At 72.0% G+C, this 18431-nt stretch carries 20 protein-coding genes; 3 read left to right on the top strand and 17 right to left on the bottom strand.

What is annotated here, in order from left to right:
- Positions 1–23: 23 nt before the first annotated feature.
- Entirely contained in the window at positions 24–824 is an 801-nt protein-coding gene (locus NDI56_RS00645) for a DUF429 domain-containing protein (RefSeq protein ID WP_310917474.1), read from the bottom strand.
- A 111-nt stretch (positions 825–935) separates the two neighbouring features.
- On the opposite strand from NDI56_RS00645, the gene NDI56_RS00650 reads away from it, so the two are divergent.
- The gene (locus tag NDI56_RS00650; RefSeq protein ID WP_310917475.1) at positions 936–1094 is read left to right on the top strand and encodes a DUF7559 family protein; all 159 of its coding nucleotides are present in this window, start codon (positions 936–938) and stop codon (positions 1092–1094) included.
- A complete protein-coding gene (locus NDI56_RS00655) occupies positions 1091–1543 on the top strand; it encodes an Hsp20/alpha crystallin family protein (RefSeq protein ID WP_310917476.1) in 453 nt (150 codons plus the stop codon). The genes NDI56_RS00650 and NDI56_RS00655 overlap by 4 nt, the downstream gene beginning before the upstream one ends.
- Before the next feature lie 29 nt (positions 1544–1572).
- Here NDI56_RS00655 and NDI56_RS00660 read toward each other — a convergent pair whose 3' ends face one another.
- The 4 genes from NDI56_RS00660 to NDI56_RS00675 all read right to left on the bottom strand — a co-directional run bounded on the left by NDI56_RS00660 (position 1573) and on the right by NDI56_RS00675 (position 5117).
- On the bottom strand, positions 1573–2670 hold the full coding sequence (locus NDI56_RS00660; RefSeq protein ID WP_310917477.1) for an NAD(P)/FAD-dependent oxidoreductase: 1098 nt from the start codon (positions 2668–2670) through the stop codon (positions 1573–1575).
- Positions 2671–2678: 8 nt separating this feature from the next.
- A complete protein-coding gene (locus tag NDI56_RS00665) occupies positions 2679–3299 on the bottom strand; it encodes an NUDIX hydrolase (RefSeq protein WP_310917478.1) in 621 nt (206 codons plus the stop codon).
- 25 nt (positions 3300–3324) lie between these two features.
- Positions 3325–3801, bottom strand: coding sequence for a DUF7109 family protein (locus NDI56_RS00670; protein WP_310917479.1), 477 nt, complete (start codon positions 3799–3801; stop codon positions 3325–3327).
- A 170-nt stretch (positions 3802–3971) separates the two neighbouring features.
- Positions 3972–5117, bottom strand: a complete 1146-nt coding sequence (locus NDI56_RS00675; RefSeq protein ID WP_310918911.1) for an MFS transporter — start codon at positions 5115–5117, stop codon at positions 3972–3974.
- A gap of 115 nt (positions 5118–5232) precedes the next feature.
- Here NDI56_RS00675 and NDI56_RS00680 point away from each other — a divergent pair, with 115 nt between their 5' ends.
- Positions 5233–5403: an HVO_0758 family zinc finger protein gene (locus NDI56_RS00680; protein WP_310917480.1), complete on the top strand. Its 171-nt coding sequence runs from the start codon at positions 5233–5235 to the stop codon at positions 5401–5403.
- Between the two features lie 9 nt (positions 5404–5412).
- On the opposite strand, the gene NDI56_RS00685 is transcribed toward NDI56_RS00680, so the two are convergent.
- The 12 genes from NDI56_RS00685 to NDI56_RS00740 all read right to left on the bottom strand — a co-directional run bounded on the left by NDI56_RS00685 (position 5413) and on the right by NDI56_RS00740 (position 18402).
- A complete protein-coding gene (locus tag NDI56_RS00685; RefSeq protein WP_310917481.1) occupies positions 5413–6498 on the bottom strand; it encodes an aldo/keto reductase in 1086 nt (361 codons plus the stop codon).
- Between the two features lie 39 nt (positions 6499–6537).
- Positions 6538–7737: a DHH family phosphoesterase gene (locus NDI56_RS00690; RefSeq protein ID WP_310917482.1), complete on the bottom strand. Its 1200-nt coding sequence runs from the start codon at positions 7735–7737 to the stop codon at positions 6538–6540.
- Between the two features lie 42 nt (positions 7738–7779).
- Positions 7780–8667 (bottom strand): SDR family oxidoreductase, encoded by an 888-nt coding sequence (locus NDI56_RS00695; protein WP_310917483.1) that lies wholly within the window; start codon positions 8665–8667, stop codon positions 7780–7782.
- A complete protein-coding gene (locus tag NDI56_RS00700) occupies positions 8664–9092 on the bottom strand; it encodes a DUF5791 family protein (RefSeq protein ID WP_310917484.1) in 429 nt (142 codons plus the stop codon). Before NDI56_RS00700 ends, NDI56_RS00695 begins: the two co-directional genes overlap by 4 nt.
- A gap of 101 nt (positions 9093–9193) precedes the next feature.
- The gene (locus NDI56_RS00705; RefSeq protein WP_310917485.1) at positions 9194–12208 is read right to left on the bottom strand and encodes a DUF7286 family protein; all 3015 of its coding nucleotides are present in this window, start codon (positions 12206–12208) and stop codon (positions 9194–9196) included.
- Positions 12205–13077 carry a DUF7284 family protein gene (locus NDI56_RS00710; RefSeq protein ID WP_310917486.1) on the bottom strand — a complete coding sequence of 291 codons (873 nt, stop codon included), beginning with the start codon at positions 13075–13077 and terminating at the stop codon, positions 12205–12207. The genes NDI56_RS00705 and NDI56_RS00710 overlap by 4 nt, the downstream gene beginning before the upstream one ends.
- On the bottom strand, positions 13074–13463 hold the full coding sequence (locus NDI56_RS00715) for a DUF7285 family protein (RefSeq protein ID WP_310917487.1): 390 nt from the start codon (positions 13461–13463) through the stop codon (positions 13074–13076). The genes NDI56_RS00710 and NDI56_RS00715 overlap by 4 nt, the downstream gene beginning before the upstream one ends.
- The gene (locus tag NDI56_RS00720) at positions 13444–13905 is read right to left on the bottom strand and encodes a DUF7283 family protein (RefSeq protein ID WP_310917488.1); all 462 of its coding nucleotides are present in this window, start codon (positions 13903–13905) and stop codon (positions 13444–13446) included. The genes NDI56_RS00715 and NDI56_RS00720 overlap by 20 nt, the downstream gene beginning before the upstream one ends.
- A 34-nt stretch (positions 13906–13939) precedes the next feature.
- Positions 13940–15628 (bottom strand): type II secretion system protein, encoded by a 1689-nt coding sequence (locus NDI56_RS00725; RefSeq protein WP_310917489.1) that lies wholly within the window; start codon positions 15626–15628, stop codon positions 13940–13942.
- Positions 15625–17457, bottom strand: a complete 1833-nt coding sequence (locus NDI56_RS00730) for an ATPase, T2SS/T4P/T4SS family (RefSeq protein WP_310917490.1) — start codon at positions 17455–17457, stop codon at positions 15625–15627. The genes NDI56_RS00725 and NDI56_RS00730 overlap by 4 nt, the downstream gene beginning before the upstream one ends.
- Positions 17450–17914 (bottom strand): DUF7311 family protein, encoded by a 465-nt coding sequence (locus NDI56_RS00735; RefSeq protein ID WP_310917491.1) that lies wholly within the window; start codon positions 17912–17914, stop codon positions 17450–17452. The genes NDI56_RS00730 and NDI56_RS00735 overlap by 8 nt, the downstream gene beginning before the upstream one ends.
- On the bottom strand, positions 17911–18402 hold the full coding sequence (locus NDI56_RS00740) for a DUF7310 family coiled-coil domain-containing protein (protein WP_310917492.1): 492 nt from the start codon (positions 18400–18402) through the stop codon (positions 17911–17913). The genes NDI56_RS00735 and NDI56_RS00740 overlap by 4 nt, the downstream gene beginning before the upstream one ends.
- Positions 18403–18431: the final 29 nt, after the last annotated feature.

Below are 18431 nucleotides of genomic sequence, written 5' to 3' on the forward strand. Positions count from 1 at the left end.
CTGGCCAGTTTTGACTCCCCGGCTCAGACGTGGATGCAGCCCTCTTCGCGGGTGCCGGCCGGCGTCGGCCGAGCGCCGTCGTCGACCCGGGCCGCGCTGACGGCCGCGGCCAGCGAGTCCAGCGCGTCGTGGTTCGCCAGATACGTCTCGCGGTGGCCCGCCAGCGCGACGCTGCAGTCCTCGATGGCCGCGACGTTGGCCTCGCGGCGGGCCCGTGCACCGTCCGTGTTCTTGTACCCCTCGCGGTAGGCGCCGAGCCAGCCGAAGGTCGCCGCCGGGTACACCTCACAGACCGATGTCGCCGCCCCGGTCCCGTCTTGCATCGGCACGACGGCAGTGTCCGCCCGCTCGGCGAGCCGCCCGAGCACGTCCCGGGCGCCGTGGTAGGTCATGCTCCGGACGCGGTTGGTGTAGGGACAGAGCGCGCCCCGTCGGGCGTCGGTCTCGCGGCGGATATCACGTTTGCCGGCTATCATCTCGGCGGTGTGGCGACACGCGTCCGAGAACGCCGCCGGGTCGGCCGGGCCGCCCTCGCTCGCGACCCACGAGAGAAAGCCGCTCCACTCGCCACCGCACTGGGCGTCGAGCAGCGTCTGGGGCAGGCTGAAGGGGAAATCGAGCCCAACCGTGCGAACGTCGGCGGCCGTGATTCGGTCCACCAGTCCGGCGTGGGCGTCCCCGCGGTCGCGTCCCCACCTATCGGCCGCTCGGTAGCACTCCTCGATGCGTACGCCGACTGGGGTCTGTGTGGCTTCGGTCACCCAGAGCGCCTCGCCCGCCGCGCTCGCCCCGCTGAAGTCGACACCCAAGACACCGGCACTCATGCACCACCTGTTCGGGGCGAGTGGCTTCAACCTTCTGACAGCCTCGCCGTCAGCACTGCGTGCCGGATAGATGCCGAAAGCGGTTTGTCCCTCACGGGCCAACGCTATGCTATGCCAGATACGCTGGAAGTCGTCTGTACCGACGACGACTGCACGCTCGACATGTTCGAGCTCCACTACACGTACGACATGCCCGACGATGTCGGTGTGACGGACTTCGCCTGTCCGTACTGTGGCGGCGTTGACTGTATCGAGGCAATCGAGCTATGATGGGTATCGGCGAGTCCATCGGCGACGCCATCTTCGAGAACCTCGGGCGAGCCGCCGGCCGGGTCCAGGAGAACAAACCGCTGCCGGCGGATTTGCTGGAGTCCGAGGACGCCTATCTCGTCGTCTTCGACGCGCCGGGGGCGACGGCCAGTGACCTGCAGGTGCGCTACGTCGCGGACCGCGTCGAGGTGCGTCTCGACCGGTTCCGGGAGTTCTACGACGACTACGAGATGAAATACCCGGGCCGGGGGCTCGCCCTCGACGGGTCGGTGACACTGCCCGAAGACGCCGTCGTCGAGGCCGAGGCCGCCTCGGCGACGCTGAAAGGCGACGGAACGTTGCACGTCCGGATTCCGAAAGCCGAGACCGACGACGAACCCGTCGCGGAACAGACGGCCCACGAGGCTGGCGAGGACGCCGACGTCGCGGCCGACGCCGACGAAGAGTAACTTCGCTGTCCCGTCTTCTGACCAGCGTCTCACCAGTCAGCCGTCGGGTCTCCCAGCGGGTGGAACTGCTCGTCACCGTCGAAGCGTGTCGGGTCGAACGACCCGGAAAGCGGCGCGTCCAGCCGCGGCGACTCCCCGCGGACGCGCTCGGCGAGCCATTCCCCGATAGCCGGCGCGCGCATCAGGCCGTGGCCCTGCCACCCGGTCGCGACCCAGAGCCCGTCGGCGACGGGGCCGACGAGCGGGTCCCGGTCGGGCGTCGCCGTACAGCAGCCGGCCCAAGCGCGGGCCACGTCGGGGGTGAGCGCCGTCGCCGCCTCGATTCGCCCCAGCGTCGTCTCGACGAACTCCGGGTCGGCCTCGGGGTCACAGTCCGCCGGGTCGACAGCGTGGGCACCGTCGCCGACCAGCAGCCCGTCGTCCCGCGGTCGCCAGTAGTACCCGCGGCTCGCGTCGTACAGCGACGGTAGCCGCCCGTCGAGGGGCCCGGTGACCAGCGCCTGCGCCCGGTAGCAGTTCAGCGCCAGCCGGACGTCGAGAGGGGCCACGAGGGGCTTCGTCGCCGGACCGGCGGCCACGACGACGGCGTCGAACGACGTGGTTCCCGCGGCCGTTTCGACGGTCGTCTGAGCGGCCAGTGTGGCGGGGGTTTCGGTGTGGGCGGTCGCCCCTGCCGCCCGCGCTCGCTCGGCCAGGCGGGTGACCACCGCCTCGGGGTCGAGCGTCCCGGCGGTGCGTGCGACAGCGCAGGCAGTCAGTCCGTCGGTGCCGAGCGCCGGATACCGCTCGCCGAGCGCCGCGGGGGCGAGTTCCTCGACGTCGAGGCCGAGCGCCCGCATCTCCGCGGCCTGCTCCCGGACCGCCCGCGCGTCCCGCTCGTCGCGGGCGACCCAGACGTACGGACACGGCGTGAACAGGTCCCACTCGCGGTAGCGCTCTATCGCGCGCGTGGCGACTGCGGCGTCGGTCGGGTCCGCGAAGGCGTCGTAGCAGAGGCCCGCGGCCCGCCCCGTCGCGCCGCTGCCGAGAGCACCGCGCTCGTACAGCGTGACGTCGGTGCCCCTCGCGGCGAGGTCGCCCGCGACCACGAGCCCCACCGCCCCGCCGCCGACGACGGCGACCTCCATCGGTCTCGCTACTGCACCTCGTCACGCACCTGTTCGGGCAGCGCGTCGTCGGCGTCGGCGTAGCGGTCCGGCTCCGCGGGCACCTCCCAGTCGGTCGTCAGTTCGAGCAGCTGGACCAGCATCTGTGCGGTCGCCCCCCAGACGGTGTAGCCGTCCACGTAGAAGAAGTGCAGCCGAACCTCGCCGTAGTGCGGGTGGTCGCGGTGCTCGGACTCGTAGTTGTCCAGGTCGGTCAGGTCCGACACCGACAGGGTCACCACCTCGGCGACCTCCGCGTCGCTGGGGCGGTACTCGCGGTCGGGGATACGGCCGACGAACGGGCGCACAGAGTAGCGCGTTATCGTCCGGATATCGTCCAGTCTGCCGACGACGCGGACCGCGTTGGGCGTCAGACCGATCTCCTCGTCGGCCTCGCGCAGCGCCGTCGCCAGCAGGTCCGCGTCCTCGGGTTCGCGGCCGCCGCCGGGGAACGCCATCTGTCCGGGGTGGTCACTCAGGTGGTCGGCGCGCTTCGTGAAGAGAACCCTCGCCTCGTCTGTACGGGTGACCACCGGGACGACGATGGCCGCCTCCCGCTCCTCGCCCTCGACCGTTACGGGGTCGTGGGCCGTCACCCGGTCGAAGTCCATACGCCCACAGATGGGGGCGACGCTCTTAATTCGCGTGGGTGGCCTCGTCGAGGTGGCCACGCGCCGTCGCCAGGTCGACCGGGCCCCACGCTTCGAGGTCGTAGCTCACGTCCAGCAGCGTCTCGATGCGTTCGTCGTCGCCGTCCCGGACCGCCGCCGCGGCGTCCTCGCGGAACCGCGCCTCGGCCGCCCGGGCCATCGCTTCGCGAGCCACCGTCCGTCCGGGCACGTCGAGGATATGCGGGAGGTCCTCGGCCCCGTCGGGCAGCGCCGGGAAGGCGGTCGGGCCGACGACGACCAGCGCGGCGTCGGGCTCGGCGCCGTGGTCGGCGACCTCGACCAGGTGGTAGCTCGCGAGCGCCGACTCGACGGCCGCCTCGAACGCCTCGCCCTCTTTGCCCCGTTTGAACGCGAGCTCCCCGCAGGCCCGCACGAGCTCCTCGCGCGTGACCGGCCCGACGGTATCGACGACCCCGGCGAGCTCGTCCGGTGTCAGCTCCATACCCCATGGCTCGTGCCCAGCGGCTTCAGCGTTTCCGCCCGGCGACTGCTGTCGTCCCCACTTCGGGGGACGTAGACCGGCCGCCCCGTTCGGTCACCCGGGCGGGTTCTGAATCGGCCACAGCCGGGTTGCCTGCCCGTCACCTCTCGGACTGGTTGTGACCCGCTCGTTCACTCTGTCCCCGCCCGCGCCGTCTCGGGGAGCCGACCGTCGGCGTGGAGGACGAGGAGCACGGCCAGCAGCGCGACCAGCCCGCCGCCCATCCACTCGAAGATGGTGGCGAAGGGGACGCCCGCGTCCCGCAGGAGGCCGACGAGGAGGCTCCCGGGGGCCTGAATGAGCATCATCCCCGCGCCGTAGGCCGCGTAGGCGCTGGCCCGGTGGCGGTCCGGGAGCGAGCCCAGCAGGTAGGTGTCGACCGCCGGGAAGATGCTGTGGATGACATAGCCCATGACGACGCTGAGCGCGGCCAGCGGCCAGAACCCGCGGACGGCGGGCAGGAGGAGGATACAGCCGGTGAAGGCCCCGAGGATGGCGAGCAGGTACGGAACCGCCGGGAGCCGGTCGGCCAGCCGGCCGCTGAGGTAGAAGGCCGGGACGCCGGCCGCGAAGACGACCTGCAGGAGCGTCCGCCCGGCGGTCCCGTCGATGCCGACCGTGCCCATGTACGTGACGTAGAAGTTGAACACGCCGTTCCAGACCAGCGTCGTCAGGCCGAGCGTGGCGATCGCGGTGAGGACGATAGGCCACTGCGCGCGGACCGCTCGGAAAAAGTCCGTGTCCTGCTGACCGGCCTCGGGGAACGTCGTCCGGCGGGCGACGAGCGTGAACACGACGGTCATCACCGCCGACCCGACGGCCATCGCCAGCAGCGTCGTCCGCCAGTCGCCGACGGCGAGGGCGACGGTGACGAGACCGGGGGCGGCCACCGCGGCGAGCTGGCTCGCGACGCCGTGGAGCCCCAGCGCCCGTCCGGGCGACTCGCGGAACAGCTCGCTGATGAGCGGGTTGGCCGCGACGAGGTAGACGCCGCTCGCGGTGCCCATGACGAACGCGCCCGCGAGCAACAGCCTCGGGTCGCTCGTCAGGGCGGTAGAGGCCGTCCCCAGTGTCAGTATCCCGCCGGAGACGAGAATCGCGCGGGCTCTGCTCACCCGCGTCAGCAGGAGGCCAGTCGGCAGGCGCGGCACCGCGCTGCCGACCCAGACGAGCGTCGCCAGCAGTCCGAGGGTGGCGTCGCTGGCGCCGGTAGCGGTTCTGATGGGTTCGATGAGCGGCGCGAACACGACGCGAGCGAGATTGATGACGAATATCAGCCCGAGCAACGAGCCGAACACGGGCCGTCGGGACACACCGGCCGTTTCGGGGGCGACCGGAAGGCGTTTCCGGAACGTCGCGGCCTTTTTAAGTCCGGCTGTCACACTGTCCCACATGGACTCGGTCAGAAAGGCCCTACGGAGCGGGGATGTCGAGAAAGACAGTTACGGGCGACTCTCCTGTAGTGCCTGCGAGGAGGAGCTGGCGACGGACAACGACCCCGACGAAATCGGGAAACAGCGGGTCTGTCCGGAGTGTGAGAGCACGTGGACGGAGCTTAGCTGACTCGCCCGGTCACTCGAAGACGGCATCGAACGCGTCGGCGCCGAGCGGTTCGTAGCTGCCCGCGGCCACGTTCTCTCGCGCGTGCTCGACGGACCCCGTCCCGACGAGCGAACAGGTCACACCCGGCGCGCTGCGGGCGAAGTTGATGGCCCGCTGGGCGCGAGTCTCCCCCTCCAGCTTCGCTTCGACGCTGTCCGGCATCTCCGCGGCTAGCCGGCCCTGCATCATCGAGGCGCTCGTGAACACGTCCAGCCCGGCCTCGTGGGCGAACCACAGCGCCGACTGTGGACCTTCCGGACCCTCGTGTGACTGGACGGTGAACGCGTCGGCCATGAACACGTTGAACGGCAACTGAATCGCCCGAAAGTGCGTCGCCGTGTTCCCCGCCGACTCGGCCGCTGACCGCGCACGCTCGACGACTTCCGGCAGCGAGAGGTAGCTGTCGTGGTCCGCTGGCACGCGGAAGGCGTCCCACGTCGCCACGCCGTAGTGGGCGATGTCGCCCTCGTCGGCACGCGCCTCCAGTCGCTCGAACGTCGCTTCGAGCTGGTCGTAGACGGTCTCGCGACTCTTCTCGGCCAGCTGCGTCTCCGGGTTGTGGACGTAGTAGCAGTCGACGGTGTCGAGGCCCAGATTCGACAGCGAGCGGTCGAGCTGGTCGTCGATGAACGCCGGGGCGATACAGTGTTGCCCGCCTACGAGGTCCGCCCGGTCGACGAGCCCGGTGTCGACGTACTCGCGTTTGACGTACGCCCCGGGGTTGTCGGGGCGCTCGCCGTCGAATGGAACGAACCCGCCTTTGGTCGCCACGACGGCCGCCGACCGGTCGATGTCGGCGTCGGCCAGCGCCGTTCCCACCACTCGCTCCGAGCGCTGATGGCGGTAGTTGATGGCCGTGTCGACTACGTTTATGCCCGACTCCAGCGCGGTCCGGATGGCCTCGCCGTAGGCCTCGTCGCGCTCGTCGGTCGCGTCGCCGAGGTACGTGCCGACGCCGATGCTGGAGACGACGCCGTCGCCGAAACGCCGGTAGAACGTCCGTGCGAAGTCGTCGTGGTCGTTCCGGTACGCCCACGTCCCCTCACGTGTTGCCATAGCCACGCTACTGGCCGGCCGGACAAAAACAGCGAGGTCTCAGCGCTCGCCGGCCATCGCCGCGAAGATGCGCTCCTGGAGCTGTTCGCGCGTGACGCCCTCGCTCGGGCCGATGCCGTCCATGTACTCGATGGGAATCTTCCCGCCGCCCATGCGGGCGTGGCCGCCGCCCTCGGCCATCGGGATGTCGTCCACGACGGCCTCGATGGCCCGGCCGATGTGGACCCGGTCGTCGCGCGAGCGGCCGGCGATGCGGATGATTCCCTCTTTCTCGCCGATGACGACGACCGCCGAGACGCCCTCCAGCGTCTCCAGTTCGTCGGCGGCCTGGGGAATCGCGTCGGTGTTCGACACCTCGCCCACGTCGCTGAAGCCGTAGGGTGCGTTGACCACGCGCTCGCTGATGGCCCGGGACTTCACGTCGAGCACTTCGGCGTCGACCTGTGGGTTGGCGATGCGGTTCAACAGGTCGCTGTCGACGCCCTCGTAGAGGTACGCCGCCGCGGCGAAATCGGCGGCGGAACAGCCGTTCGTCAGCGACCGGGTGTCCGACTGGATACCGTATATCAGCCCCGTCGCGACGTGGCTGGGCATCGCGTCCGCCGGCACGTCGGCCGTGTCGACGCCGCCGTCGGTCAGCGCCACGTCGACCTCGAAGAAGTCCCAGTCGAGCGACTCGAAGTACTCGGCGAAGATGGTCGCACACGCGCCGGTCTCGGGTCGCACGTCGGTGAAATCGAGGCCGGTGCCGCCACCGGGGTGGTGGTCGACGACGGCGACCGGGTCGATTTCCTCCGCCCCCGCGAAGCCGCGGGGCTCGTTGTGGTCGACGAGCACGACCGCGTCTGTGTCGATGTCACCGACCGACTCGACGCGCTCGAAGTCGAGGTCGAGCACAGTCTGGAACGCGCGGTTCTCCGGGCGGCGGATTTCGCCCGTGTAGCACAGGTTCGCGTCGGTCCCGCCGGCGGCCGCGAGCTGGTCGACGGCCAGCGCCGACGACATCGCGTCCGGGTCCGGGTTGGGGTGCATCAGAACCGTGACCGCGTCGTAGTCGGCCAGTATCGATTTGAGCCGGCTGACCGGTGACCGCGTCAGATAGCGGTAGAGGGCGAACCCGCCGCCGACGAGGACCAGCAGGCCCACGACGACACCCGCGACTTCGACGGGGTTCTCGCTGGCGTAGCCCGGGAGCCCCTCGACCAGACTCACAAGGTCCCCAGCGGCCACCAGATACATATTGCGTATCTGGTCCGGGAAACAATAAGAAGGTTCCCCCGCTCACTCACCGGGGTACGCTTCCACTGCCGCGCGGTAACCCTCCCTGAACGTCGGGTAGGCGAACTCGTACCCCAGCTCGCGGAGGCGCTCGTTCGAGCAGCGCTTGCTCGTCTGGATACGGCGTTTCGCCGTCGCCGACAGCTCCGGGTCGGCCAGGCGCTCCTCGGTCGTCTGTTTGGGCGGGAACGGAACCGAACACGCCTCGGCCAGCCAGTCGGCGAAGGCCCACTTCTCGACCGGCTCGTCGTCGACGACGAGGACGACCTCGTCGCGGTAGTCCTCCTCCAGCAGATGTCGCACCGACCCGGCCGCGTCGTCGCGATGCACCATGTTGAGATAGCCCGCGGTGACGGGCCCCTCCAGATACCGCTCCAGCCGGTAGCGGTCCGGACCGTAGAGGCCGGCAAAGCGGGCGACCGACCCGTGGCCGCCGTGCTCGGCCGGCCGCTCGCGGGCGACTCGCTCGGCCTCGGCCAGCACCTCGGTCTTCTCGGTCCGGGGGTCGAGCGGGGTCTCCTCGTCGACCCACGCGCCGTCGTGGTCGCCGTAGACGCCCGTACTGGACGTGTACACCAGCCGCTCGGGCGCATCCGCGCGGGACCAGAAGTGGTCGATGGCCGTCCGTAACCCCTCGACGTACACCTCGCGGGCCACGTCGGCGCCCCGACCGCCGGAGCTGGCCGCAAAGACCACCCAGTCGACGTCCGGCACCGCCGACAGCGAGTCGTCGTCGGTCACGTCGGCCTGTACCCCCTCGAACCCCGCCTGTTCGATGGCGTCCAGCCCGGCCGTGGAGCGGCGGACGCCGACGACCTCGTGGTCGGCCCGCAGCTGTCGGCCCAGTTCGAGCCCGACGTAGCCACAGCCTAGGATGGCGACCCGACTCATCGCTGTCGACTCTCGATGTAGCTGTGCAAGAGGGCGTACTCCCGGAGCGTCATCGGGTAGCGCCCCTCTATCTTCTGTTGAATCTCCTTGGGTTCGAGCTGGCTGTCGATGCCCGACGCCAGCGATTCGACGTCCATCACGGCCGTCGTCATCCCCATCAGGAGGATATCTTGCGCCTCCGCCTGTAGCGAGCCCGCGTCGGGCCGGTCGGGGTCGGTGGCCAGCACGGCCGTCGCGTCTTCGAGGGCGAGTTCCGCGACCTCGCCGGCCGCGACGGCCTCGACGGTGTCGCTGTCGAGGGCCGTCGCCTCGGCGACGGCGTCGGCGCCGACCGACTCGACCGTCTCGGCGAGGACCGACCCGTAGGCCGCAAGCAGCGCGTCGGGCGACTGGTCGCCCGCGTCGGGAAACGCAGATCTGAGCATGGCTGTGGCTACGGGGCGGGGGCGTTATAGGAATTGGCTTCGGTGCTGATACTATCGGAACCGAAAGGCCGGGACCCCCGGCGTGTCGACCGACACCACCGCTACCCGTCGCCGGGCCATCCCGCCGAACTCTCGACGCTGTTGCCGTCCTTGTCACCGACCCCGCGCGGTTTCGGCGGGACCACGATTACGACGCCGGTGTCGGCCCGGACGGAGAGTCGCGTGTTGGCGCCCAGTCGCTCGGCCGTCCCGTCGCCGTCCGCGTCGAGAGTGACCGCTTCGTCCTCGCGGGCGTACGTCACTGTCGCTCCGGGCCGCCCCGGCGGGCCGTGATTCGCCGTCACGGCGAAGCGGGCGTACTCCCCTTCGACGGTGACCCACCAGATGTTCGTCGTCGCGTACCACGGCGCCGGCGGCGCGAGCGGGAGGCCCGACGGAAGGATACGCGTCCCGAGTCGCTTCTCCGCCAGCGTCTCGACTTTCCGCCCGGCCCGGTCCGCGAGAGCGGTCTGTAACTCGTTGCGCGCGACGGTCCGCACGGCGTTTGCGGTCCGGTTGACGACATCGCTGGGCGGTCGCACCCGGGCCGTGTCCAGCGTGGTCGTCGCGGTCCGGACGAGCCGGAGTCTGAGCCAGTCCGCTTCCAGCGTCGAGAGGTTTCGGCGGCGCTGTGCGAGCGCTGCGATACGCTCGGCCGCGGAGTCGTTCGCGAGCGCGACCCCACGGGCCGCTGTCGTCCCCCAGCGGGCCATCGCGTCGCCGACGAGACGCTCGCTCACCGCGCCGTCCGCGTCGAGTTCCGCACTGACCCGGTGTCTGAGCGCCCCGATTACCTGCCCGTTCGACCGGGCGACGGCCGACTGTAACCGCTCCCGGCGCCTGTCGAGGGTCGGATTCTCACCGGGCGGCCGGGTCTCGTTGGCCGCCGCGAGCGTCTTCGCCGCCGCCGCGAGGCCGGCTCTCTCTTTGCGCCTGTTCAGGCCGTCCAACACTGCTGTGACCGCGTTGCCGTATGGGACGCTGAACACGTTGACGTTGCGAGCGACGAGCGGATGCTCGGTCCCGTTGAGGGCGGGCACCCGCGACTTGCCGACCGAGGCCAGCGTCAGATACTGCGGCTGGGCCTCCACCCGTGTCCGGACGGGGCCGGCCGGCCCGCTCGGAACCGGGCGCGTCCGCGGAACCCTCGTCTCGCGTGCGGTCAGCCCCCGTCTGAGCGCGGCCAGCGACCCGCCGGTCAGCGACCCGAGCCGGTCGTTCACGCCGGACTTGACCTTCGAGTGGCTCTGAGCGTGTTTGTCCAACCGTCGTTCGACGGCGTCGAGGAACGCCACGCGGGCCGCGACCCGGGCCCTGTCGGCGGCACTGTCGTAGGTCTCCGGCGCGTCGACCAGCTGCGCGCGGCGCTGTCTGAGCTTCCCTCGGAGCCGTTTCGCCGGGTTCGTCTGAAACGACCCGACTGCGCCGCGGTCGGTCGTCACGGCGATGTCCCGGACCCGTTCGCGGAGCGCTCGCAGGTCCGTGGCTATCCAGACGTGTATCGAGTCCGGCCGCGCTCCCGTGATGCTCGCGGGCTCTCGCTCGAACCGTTCGAGTGCGATCTGTTTCGTGGTGTGCTCGTGGCCCCCCGGGAGTAGTTCCGATTCGGCCGTCGGCTCGACGTCGGCCAGGTTCTCGCCGTCAAGCGGGCTCCCGCTGCGGTCGTGGGCCGTCCGGATGCCGCGAACGGGCGCCAGCGATTCGTTGCGATGGTCGCCGACGAGCGCGACGCGCACGCGGACCCGCTCTGTCTGCTCCGTGCGAGTCCGTCTGTTCGCGTTCCCTCGCTTCCACCGGGCGACCCGAATACGGGTAATTTCGACCGTGTGTCCGAACCGCTCGAACGCGTGCCAGCCGTCGGGAACGGTCGCCCCGCCAGCGTCGGTGCCGACGACCCGCGCGCTCGAACTCTCCTCCTCGTCGATAAACTGCCACTCGGGACCCGGCGGGTCGGGCCGGTCGGGCCGGCCGCCGCCGAGTTGCTCGCGCTCGGTGACGACTTTCGCCTCGACGGTGTAGGCGTCTCTGGCGGTGGCGTTGAGGGCGTCCGGCATCCCGACGCCGCGGAACGCGTCGTCGGCCGTCCCGTTGATACCGATTCGCGTCGGGTCGTCCGGCTGTGGCGCGCTGGCACCCCCGGTGGAGATGTTCTGACTTGCCGGCCGGTAGTCGGTCTTTCGCAGTATCCGGTCGGCGAGCGGCCCGTTGCTCGTGGTGGCCACCACGTCCCTGACGCCGACGGCGGCCGTCGCCTCGGTCAGCGCCTGACGCCCCTCGGGGTCACTGCGGCCGAAGACGGCGCGCTGGACGCCCAGGAGGGCGCCGTTGGTCGCCAGACTCACGTGCCTGTTCGCGACGACGTTCCCGACCGGACCGCCGCCGAACTGGGCGTACCCGCGCGCCCACGCGATGGGGTACAGCCGGGCCGTCAGCCGCCGGCTCAACCCCGGCCGGGCGAGCCCGTTCGTCAGTCGGGTCTCGTAGGTCTCCGTCCGGTCGTGGGCGTACAACACCGGCGTCGGGACGACGACCGTCGGGGAGACGGTCCGCCGATTGACCACCGCCCCACCCCGACGCGTGGTCAGGGTGATGTTCGACACCGTCACGCGGAGGGCGGTACCGTTCTCGCCGGCGCGTTCGACCGTCACGCGGTCGATAGCCCGCTCGTACTCCGCCGTCGAATCGACGGCCGGGAGCGACGCCGTCGTCTCGACCCCGTCGCTGCGGGCCGAGAGCCGGTCGAGGTTCGCGCGGGCCCGCAGGTACACCCGCAGCCGGAGGCTGTCACGGAACGGCTCGTCGTCGCTCAGTGCCCGGCCCACCGGCGTGTCCGCGGGCTCGACGACGGGTGCGGCGGCGGCCCGGCGACCGGCCGTCGCGACGCCGTCCCGGACGGCGGTCTGGCTGGCCGCAGTCACCTCCGTTAGCGTGCGCTCGACCGCCGTCTCACTCGGTGCCGGCTCGGTCGACAGCGTCGGGGCGAGCGCCAGACTGGCGACCAGCAGCAGGACGCCGACCACCGCGAAGGGTACCCGGCCGCGCCGGTCCGTGGCCAGCGGGAGTCCCGGTCGGCTCACGGGGACCACGTCCTGACGGTGACTGTGACGTTGCCGGTCCGGACCGCGCTCGCCGCGGCCGCCGGGGAGTCGAACCGGGTACGCATGTCCCGCTCGAACCGGGTCGCGAGTGCCGCCCGGAGCTTCGCGTTCAGCTCGCTCGCCGAGCTGGAGTCGGCCGACAGCCGCCCGGCGTCGGTGAGCCGCCCCATCCGGCGGTAGCGCCTCGTCATCAGTCGGTCACCGGGGTAGTCGCCGTCGAGGGCGAGCTGGGCCCTCCGCGGCGGAAAGAGTCCCTCGACGACGGCGCCGGCCACCAGCGACGCGACGCCGTCGTACCCCGAGACTGGCGCCGCCGGCCGGGCCGCTCCGCGCACCGACGGCGCCGGACTCGGCACCGTCACCGTCGCCGCGTCGACGGCCGCCGAGGGCGGCGGTCGCGGGCCGACTCGCATCGCGGCGTCGACGGGCGCGCCGCGGTAGGGCTCCCAGCGGGCCCGGACCGCGGTCCGCTGCCCGCGTTCCCGGAGGCGTCCGCGCGTGGTCGTCGCGACCGCCCGCTCGAATCCGACGCCGGCCGTCGAGAGACGCTTCCCGCCGACGCTGGTGCGGCTCATCGCCGCCTCGCCCAGGAGTTCGGCGACTGTGCCGTGGGCCGTCCGCCGGTGACTCGCCGTCGCGTTAGTCGTCCATGGGGGTGGGTCGCCCGGCGGCGCGAGTTCGTACTCGACGCTGGCGGTGCTCGTCGCGAGCAGTTCGGCCCGGTCGGCGGCCGGGTTCTCGGTCGTCGCCGTCTCGACCGCGGCGCCGTTGACGACGACCGTAATCGCGGCCCCGACGAGCAGGAGGAAGGCGGTCCCGTCGACGACCGTACTGGTCGCCCGGCTCATCGCCAGACCGCCACCCTGAGCCGTCCCCGTCGGACCGTCGCCGGGCCGAGGGCGACGCTGACGGTTCGGCTGTCGGTGTCGGCGCGGGCCGGCGGTGTCGGTCCGGCGGACCATCGGTTTTCCGCCCGGAGCGTGACGTTTCCCTCGTAGCCCGACGGGACGGCCGTCAGCGAGTCGTCCACCCGTGCCGGGTCGACGAGCCCGGCCGCGGTCAGCCGGCGCTCGACGGCGTCGGCGGTCGGCGTCGCCACGTCGCGGTCACCGGTCGCTCGACTCAGCGTGTCGTCGAGGGCACCGGCGTACAGTGCGACCCCGGTCGAGACGGCGATGACGGCGACGAGCGCCGCCAGCGGCTCGGTCGCCGCTCTATCCGACGAGCGTGACATCGACCCCTCCCCAGACGACGCGCCTGACGGTCATGCGGTCGGGTGCCGTTCGCCACTGCACCCCGTCGGTCCGTGCGGCCTCGGTCGCCTGCCGGAACGCCGCGGGTGAGCCGTACACCGCTGACGGCGGTGTGCCGTCGAGCACCGTTCGGAGCCGGCCCGCTGTTGCCGGCACGGCTGGCCGGAGGAGCGTCTCGTGCACCGTTCCGCCCGTCGAGCGGAGGCCGACCTGTCGTCCCGTCAGTGACCAGTCGGAGGCGGTCAGCTCGCGCGTCGTGACCGACCCCGACGGGCTGGTGGCGACCTCGTCTATCGTCGTCGCGACGGCGGCTCCGTCCGGCGATGCTGACGTGGGGAGCTGCGTGACGACGCCGAACACAGCGACGCTGACTGCGCCGACGGCCACCCAGACGTACATCGTGTCGACGTGGGTGTCGAACATGGGTCGGGGTGGCCCCGGCTTCGGAGTTAAACCCTCAGACGAGCGTGCCGGTCGCCACGACGGCCGTGAGATACACCGTCGTCGCCGAACAGAGGGCCAGTCCGGCCCGGTAGCCCACGAGCGCCCGGTCCAGCCCGCGGTGGAGTCCGGTCGACAGCGCCGGCAATACGGCCGCGAGGACGAGACAGTACCAGCCGATGACCGGACCCAGCGACGCGGTCGGGACGGGTTCGATGGGGCCGCCGCTCTGCATCGTCGCCGACAGCGCGACGGTCGCTCCGCCGACCATCGGCCCGAAAACCGCCGCCGTGTTCGACAGCGTTCCGGTGACCTGTGCGAGCTGGCGGCGGGTCTCCCGCTCGACCCCGGCCAGCTCTTCGAGATGGTCGCCCATCGTCGCGATAGTCTCGCCCGCGGGCGGGCCGATGTCGGCGGCCGCGCCGAGCAAAACGGCGGCCCGACGGAGCCGCGGGCTCGGAATCGTCGCGAGCGTCCCGTGGTCGCCACAAAAGGCCGTCTCGATGTCGACACCCAGCGTCTGCTGGCGCTCGACCGTCGCCGCCAGCACGGACGACAGCGGTTCGGACGTGGCGTCGACCGCGGCGTCGAAGGCAGCTTCGACGGACTCGCCGCGCTCGACCCGGCGACCGACCGCCGAGAGGGCGGCCGGGAGCCCCGACTCGACGGCCTCGATGTGGTCCCGGACTCGCGTGACGGGCCGGTAGTAGACGACCAGCGACGCGCCCGTTCCGAGTCCGAGAGCAGCGATCGGCGGGGCCCAAGCTGGGAGGAGGGCGCGCCCGGCGAACCACGCCCCGGCGGCGACTGCCGCCCCAGTGCCGACCGCGGCCGACGGGCCGGTCGAGACGTCCGGGTGGCTCCGTGACACCGCCGCCGGGGGGAAGGCGACGGGGCGCTGGGCGAGCAGCCACGCGCTCGCGACCACCAGCCCGCCGGGGAGCGCGACGCCGTAGGTCGCGACGAGCAGCGGCAGCGACACCGGGACGCCCGCGGCCCCGACTGCGGGCAGCAGTGCGACCAGCGCGAGCGGGAGGAGGACGCCGAAGGCGTACAGCGCCGTCGCCGGGGCCCGCAGGTCGGCCGCGAAGGCTGCCATCTCGTCGCGGGCGCCGTCGAGTATCCCCCGGCGGGCTTCTTCGAGCAGTTCGGCGCGCTCCTGAGCCGTCACCGCGGCCGCCCGCTCGATGCACGTGAGCGCCTGTTCCAGCGCCGGAAACGTCGCCGCCCACTCGCGACCGAACGCGTCCAGCCCGCTCCGGGGGCTCCGCCCGGCCCGCCGGCGGTGGGTGTCGAGACTCGCGGCCAGTAGGCCGTCACTCGAACTCGCGGCGAAGGCCGCCGCCCGCTCCGAACTGGGCCAGAGCGTCATTCCCAGGACGAGCGTCGCGACGAGCGCCGGCGCGGCACCCAGTGCGCGGATGCGCCGGGCCTGTGCAGCCAGCGGGACGCCGTAGCGGCCGGCCAGTGCGACGGCGACGGCCGCGGCGGCGCTGCCGGCCCCGACGGCGAGGGCTACCGCTCCGGAGCCAGCGCCGATGGCGACGACGCCGGCGAGACACAGCACGACCGCTAGCGCGTAGCTCCCCCCGAGCACGGCCTCGGCGCTGGTCGACAGCCCGAGCAGCCGACAGGCCCGCCGGTAGCCGTCCGGGACCGCGACGAGCCACCCGAGCAACTCGGCGGCGTCGACCGGCTCGGTCATCGGCCCGATTCGTCCGGCGACGCGCTCGCGGAGCCGACTGCCGCCGTGCGGTCGCCGATGGTCTCGCGGACGCTGGCGTACGATTCCCCGGCGTGGGCGAGCGACTCGACGAGGCGGCTGGCCCCGCGGTCCAGCCGGCCCGTGGCCGTCGCCGCGGGACCGTCGCGCTCGAACAGCGACGCGAACTCCGCGCCGCCCTCGCGCCGGATGACCTCTTCGACGGCCGCGATACCGCGCCCGCCCTCGGCCGTCGGCGGGTCGAGCGTCACGACCAGGTCCGTCGCGGCGAAGGCGCTCTCGGGCACGTCGAGGTCGGAGACGACCCGCTCTCGGACGCCATCACCGCCGGTGCCGTGGATGGTCCCGAGCACCGCGCTGTCGCCGCCACCGACACGCATCGCCTCGTAGAGGGCGGCCGCCTCCTCGCCACGGACCTCGCCGACGACGAGGGCGCCGTCGCCGAGCCGCAGTGCCGTGTGGAGTGCGGCCGTCGGGTCCACCGACGGCCCGTCGCCGGTCGCCGTCCGCAGTGGCTGTACGTCTCTCCCCGCGTCCTGCAGGGCCGAGACCGGGAGCTCGGGCGTGTCCTCGATGACGACGGTCCGGACGTGCTGGGGCAGCTCCCACAGCAGCGCGCCCAGCATCGTGGTCTTCCCGGCCCCGCGCGGCCCGGCGACGAGACACGCCGCGCCGCGCTCGACGGCGACCGACAGCAACCCGGCGACCCGCGGGGGGACGCTCCCGTTCGCGACGAGGTCGGGGAGTCGGAACGACTCCTCGTCGTGGCCCCTGAAGGCGAAGCCGACCCCGTCGCTGACCGGCTCGGTGACGCCGGCCACGCGGACCCGTCGGTCGGCGACGGTCGTCGTCGCGGCGAGCGTCGGACTCGCCCGCGAGAACGCCCGCCCGCTCGTCCGACGGAAGGTCGAGGCCAGCGTCCGAACGCCCCGCGTCGTCAGCCGGACGTTCGTCCGCAGCGTCTCCTCGTCGGCGCGCACCCGAAGTCGGGTCTCCTCGACGGGCGCCGTCGCGAACACGTCGGAGACTCGCTGGTCGGCGAAGATATCTTCGAGGATACCCAGCCCGCGGGTGTGCTTCCGGAGGACCGCCGCGAGCCGGGTCGCGACCGGCCCGTCGTCGACGACCGCCTCGGCGGCGTCCTCCGGGGTCACCGACTCGTCGGCCGCGGTCGCCAACCGGTCGACAGCGTCGGAAAGCGCCGCCGTCGTCGCCGCGTCGAACTCGTGTTCCCGCGGGCGGACGTGGTAGCTGTCGAGCGAGTCGGGCGGTGTCTCGTACCGGCGGATGACCGCCCCGGTCTCGACGGTCCGGCGGTCCCGGAGCGTCGCTGTCCCGGGCGGACTGGCCGAGATACGGGCGTCGCTCACCGCCGGGCCGACGTAGGGTTCGAGCGCGTGCTCGGCCGAGACATCCTCTGTGGCGACCGCGAACCCGGTCTCAGCCGCCAGGTCGGCGACGGGGCCCGCCCGACCGGTCGCCTCGGTCGCGGCGGCCAGCGGGTCCCGGCGGGCCCGCTCGGCGAGCCGCTCGTCCGTGGCCGCCACCCGCGCCGCGAACCGACCCGCCGCCACCAGCAGCGCCGCGTCGCCGTCCAGATACGCCCGTTCGACCCCGTCGGCGCTCGTGACGACGGCGTCGACGTCACCGTCACCGAGCGCCTCGACGACGGTCGCCCGGCAGCCCGGGGACTCGGCCAGTCGACCGCTCCCGGGACAGGCGTCGGCGTCCACGGCCAGGGTCCCGGGCTCGAACGCCGTCCCGCAGCGACAGTCGCCCTCGGGCTCGCTGTCAGTGAACCACTCACGCATCGCCGTCACCACCCGGCCGTCGCACTGTCAGGACCGTCCGGTTCGCCCGCTTGTCCAGTCCGAAGACGAGCCTGTGTGTGCCCGACTCGCGGAGTGTGAGGCTCCCACCACCGACGGCGCGGATGGGGACTCCCGAGAGGCGGGTGCTGCTCTCGGCTCCGTCACTGACGCGCCACGACGCCAGGCCCACGCCCTCGCGCCCGTAGAGACGGAGGCGGGTGACATCGGCGCTCGTCAGCGTCCGACCCGGCAACCGGAGCGCGGTGACGTGGCGCGCGCCGCGCCCCGCCGTCGGGTCGTCGATCGCGACCATCTGCCCGAGGTTCGACGCCAGTGTCGTCAGCTGTCGGTCGACAGTACTTTCGGCTCTGTCCGCGCCGGCGACGGACACCGCTGGGGCGGCGACAGTCACCAGAGCGGTGGTCAGTACCACCGCCAGGACGACGCGGAGGATCACAGCAGCGACCGTATCTGTTCGAGCACGCCGCCGCCGCGTGCCGTCGCCCGGTCGTCCGTCTCGTCGGATTCGCCCTGGCCGGCGCTCGCGTCGATGCCCGCTGCTTTCCGACTCCCCGCCCCGGTAGCGTTGTCGACAGTGCCACCGTCGTGCCCGACTTCGTCGACTCTGGCGTCGATTCTCGCGTCCTCGTTTGCCAGCTCGTCGAGTCGCCGCTCCAGCCGCTCGGTCGCCGCAAGCGCCGTGTCGGCCCGCCCTTCGACCCGTTCGTTCACCGAGCGAACGTTGCCGACGTACCCTCTGAGCGCCTGTGTCGCCGCCGACAGCTCCTCGGTCTGTTCCTCCAGCGCTGTGACCTGCTGTTCGAGGGCCGCGACTCGTTCGGTCAGCTCCCCGAGGTCGTTCGCGGCCGGGAAGTCGTGGTCGCCGTCGGTGACGGCGCGTTCGACCGTCCGAACCCGTTCTTCGAGTGTCTCCACGTCCGTCATGGACGGGCCTGCTCCCGTCACCGCCCTTG

Source organism: Halomicroarcula saliterrae (assembly GCF_031624395.1).
GTDB classification, from domain to species: domain Archaea; phylum Halobacteriota; class Halobacteria; order Halobacteriales; family Haloarculaceae; genus Haloarcula; species Haloarcula saliterrae.